Below are 3,816 nucleotides of genomic sequence, written 5' to 3' on the forward strand. Positions count from 1 at the left end.
AGGCGTATGACGCTTGTCCGCTGCAGCGCCGCGCCAACCAATCCGCTTGGCGCTGCAGCGGACTCATAGGGGGAGAACTGTTACCTATGTATCCGGTCCATTCTGTTACCCATCTATCGGCTGGACAGCTGGCCGCAGCGGCGGCGCCCTCCTGCAGCGTTGCTGATTGGCGAAAGGGGAGGATGAGAGCGCCCCTCTCCCCGTCACTATACGGGGAGAGGATGCCGGCAGGCAGGTGAGGGGCAGCGCCAGCGTTGGAAAGGGTGCGGTAGCGCTACAAACGGGCCGCCCCTATTGCCTTTTATACTCCCTGACCGGCGACTTGGTGCCGTCCGTATACGTGACCTGCACCGACATCGACTTCACGCTGTCGGCGACCTTGAAATAGGGCTGGTAGTCGTAGGGGATGGCGTAGGGATCCTTCTTGTCGCAGGGCGGCATCTTGATCTCCTTGTCGGGCGCAGCGCCGTCGAGGCCGTAATGAACCTCCTTGATGGCGCAGCGGTAGGACAGCATCTGCGTGAAATAGACCAGGCCGTGGTTGCCGCCGGAATCGAAGGCGATCCACGAGGTCCAGAACTGGTCGAGGATCTGCTTGTCGCCCTGCTGAAGGGCCGAGTCCGGATCGAAACGGATGTCGAACGGACCGGTCTCGCGGCCCCTGATGTCGAGATATTTGATGCCGATCGTGGTGGCGGCGGTGCTGTCCGGCAGTTCGAAGCTCGGATTGGGCATCGGCTTGCCGGTCCGCTGGTCGTTCATCGCCATCAGGCCAGTGTCGGTGAACGGGCCGCTCTCGCCGAGTCGCCAGGAGATGCCGGTCGCCGCCTCGGGCAGCGAGATGGTGATCGTCCAGCCGGCATTGGAGCGCATCGGCGTCAATGTCGGGGCGAAGCGCTGCGGATCGAGCACGTCGCCGACCGCGGCCAGCCGGCTGCGGCTGCGCTCCAGCCAGTCGGCTAGTTGGGTCTGGTCGACGAAATATTTGAGCAGCCCGCCTTCCTTCTCGTAGGAGACGAACTTGGTCAGCGCCTCGGCCTCGCTGCGCTTGTCGGACAGCGACTGGCTGCCGAGGCGATCCTCGGAAAACTCCTGCGCCAACAGGAAATAGGCCGGGGCGTAGTCGGGATGGGCCGCTATGAAGGCGTTGAGCTTGTCGAGGCGCTGGGCATCGTCGAACTGTTCGAGATGGACGAGCTTGATCGCCGGCGCCTTGGCCTTGTCGGCAAGCTGGCCGAACACCTCGCGGGCGCCGGCCTTGCCGTCCTGGACCCGAAGCAAGGTGGCGAAGCGCGTGTAGGGATCGACGGCGTCGACATCGAAGTTGGCGAAGGCGAGATAGGATCGCCGCGCGTTCAGCATGTCGCCCGACAATTCGTAGACACGGGCATTGTGGTAGTACTCGTCGGGACGCTTGGGATCGGCGATCGCGCCGCCCTGCGCGGCGAGCGCGGCAAAGCCCTTGGCGATGGTGTCGATGGAAGCTGCGATCTGCTCGGTCGTCGCCTGCAGCTTCTCGGCCTGCGCGGCCGCCTGCTGCTGGCCGGCGGCCAGCGTGTCGGTGGTCTGCTTGACCGCCTCGACGGCTTTCTGCGTCTGCGTGCCTTGTTCGGTCTGCTGTTTCTGGGCCGAGGCAATCTCCTCGGCCTTCTGCGCAACGGTGTCGGTCGACTGCTTGACCGCCTCGACCGTCTTCTGGGTCTGAGCGCCCTGCTCGGTCTGCTGCTTTTCGGCGGCGGCGATCTCCTCGGTCTTCTGCGCCACCGTGTCGGTCGACTTCTTGACCTCCTCGACCGTCTTTTGCGTCTCGGTGACGGTCTTTTCGATCTTGGCGACCTTTTCGGAGACGATGCCCAGCGACTGCTGCAGTCCGGCCACCGCCGGCACCAGGGTGGCGATGATGCCGTTCTGCGAATTCGTCTCCTGCTGGACCGCGTAGACGCCGCTGGCGATCGCCGCCGCACTGGTGGCGAAGATCAGCGCCGGCATCGCTTTGGTCGCCAGCACCAGCCTGAGCACGATGGCGACGGCGATGATCGCGGCGGCGATCGCGGCAACCAGTGCGATATAGGCGGCGAACGGCCCCAGCGGGTTGAGCACGTCCGATACCGCGCCGCTGACGAACGCGACGCTGCCCGCCCATTTGCCGGTGCGGCTGAGCGATGCCCGGATAAGAGAAGGCGCGGCCGCGCCGATGTCACCTGTCATGTCGATCCCCCAAACCAATGCCGCACGCATGGTAGCAGCGCGGCCCCGCCGGGAAAACAGGCCAGGAAACGGGCGTTTTCGGGGCGGTGGGGTGTGGGAGGTGTCGCCCGACGAAGCGATAGCGACGAGCTGCAAGGTATGGCGCCGCTCGCGCAGGAATCGCCAATTTGCCGAAGTCGGCGCCGCCCCTCATTGCCCTGCCGGGCATTTCTCCCCGTATAGTGACGGGGAGAAATGGGGCTGGCCGCAGCGTTGGCGCCTTTCTTGCAACGTTGGTGATTGGCGAAAGCGGCGATGAGAGCGCCCCTCGCCCCGTCACTATACGGGGAGAGGGTGCCGGCAGGCAGGTGAGGGGCAGCGCCGGCGTTGATGTCGTTCAGAGCCTGTCGCCCGCCTAAGCTGTTGAGACACCTTGATACCCCCGTTAACCAGTTGGACGCAGCAATCGGCTTAGGCTAGGGTCCGGCCCTCTCAGCAACAGCCGGATCCGACTTGCGCCTGTCCGACACTTTCCCGCTCCTCCAGAAAATGATGATGGCGTTCGCGCTGCTGGCGATGGTCGCCGGGTGCACCACCGTCGCGCCGCCCGACAGTGTATTGGCGGTGCCGGCGCAGCCGCAGCGCTATGCGGCGATCGTCGTCGATGCCCGCAGCGGCAAGCAGCTGTTCGAGGTCAATTCGACGGCACAGCGCTATCCGGCCTCGCTGACCAAGATGATGACGCTCTATCTCCTGTTCGAGGCGCTGGAGAGCGGCCGCATAGCCAAGGAGACGCAGATCCCGGTTTCGGACAATGCCGCCCGGCAGCCGCCGACCAAGCTGCGCTTTAGGCGCGGCGAGACGATCGACGTCGATTCCGCCATCCGGGCGATCGTGGTCAAGTCGGCCAATGACGTGGCGGTGGCGGTCGGCGAATATCTCGGCGGCTCGCAAGACCAGTTCGCCGCCATGATGACCGCCAAGGCGCGAAGCCTCGGCATGACCAGCACCAGCTTCCGCAACGCGTCCGGCTTGCCTGACGACAGCCAGATGACGACGGCGCGCGACATGGCGGTGCTGGGCATGGCGCTGGAGCACCGCTTCCCGCAGCATTTCCACTATTTCTCCGAGAGCGACTTCATGTTCCGCGGCCGGCTGGTGCGCGGCCACAACGACATGCTCGGCCGGGTGCGCGGCGTCGACGGCATCAAGACCGGCTATATCAGGGCCTCCGGCTACAACATTGTCACCTCCTACAATGCCGACGGCCGCCAGCTGATCGTGGTGGTGATGGGCGCCGAGAGCGCGCGCCAGCGCAACGACCATGTCGAGGCGCTGATCCAGCGCAGCCTGTCGCCGATGGCGGCGGAGGCGAAAACGCGGCTGATGTACGCGGGGCAGCAGCCGACGGGGTCGGCGCTTCCGGGGTTGCCGGAACCGTAGAAGTTTTGCAACGCCGGCCCGAGGCGCCCCCCTCTGGCCTGCCGGCCATCTCCCCCACGAGGGCAGGGCTATCGCATATGGGTTAGCGCCTGGATGAGATAGTCGTCGTTCCAGGCGCATTTCTTGATGCGGTGGCTGATGGGGACTTTGTCGGCATCGGCTGCCTGGAGGACGTTTCTGGCGATG

2 protein-coding genes are annotated in these 3,816 nt (G+C 65.2%); one reads left to right on the plus strand and one right to left on the minus strand.

Annotation, left to right across the window (positions count from 1 at the left end):
- Nucleotides 1–291 precede the first annotated feature (291 nt).
- Complete coding sequence (locus EN846_RS33475) at nucleotides 292–2,208, minus strand: methyl-accepting chemotaxis protein (RefSeq protein ID WP_127393960.1); 1,917 nt, start codon at nucleotides 2,206–2,208, stop codon at nucleotides 292–294.
- Between the two features lie 528 nt (nucleotides 2,209–2,736).
- On the opposite strand from EN846_RS33475, the gene EN846_RS33485 reads away from it, so the two are divergent.
- The gene (locus tag EN846_RS33485) at nucleotides 2,737–3,630 is read left to right on the plus strand and encodes a D-alanyl-D-alanine carboxypeptidase family protein (protein ID WP_127393961.1); all 894 of its coding nucleotides are present in this window, start codon (nucleotides 2,737–2,739) and stop codon (nucleotides 3,628–3,630) included.
- Nucleotides 3,631–3,816 lie beyond the last annotated feature (186 nt).

The organism is Mesorhizobium sp. M4B.F.Ca.ET.203.01.1.1 (assembly GCF_004791025.1).
GTDB classification, from domain to species: domain Bacteria; phylum Pseudomonadota; class Alphaproteobacteria; order Rhizobiales; family Rhizobiaceae; genus Mesorhizobium; species Mesorhizobium abyssinicae.

Coding starts and splice junctions, on each gene's coding strand:
- EN846_RS33475 (WP_127393960.1), bottom strand. CDS start 2,208: ATGACAGGTGACATCGGCGCGGCCGCGCCTTCTCTTATCCGGGCATCG.
- EN846_RS33485 (WP_127393961.1), top strand. CDS start 2,737: ATGATGATGGCGTTCGCGCTGCTGGCGATGGTCGCCGGGTGCACCACC.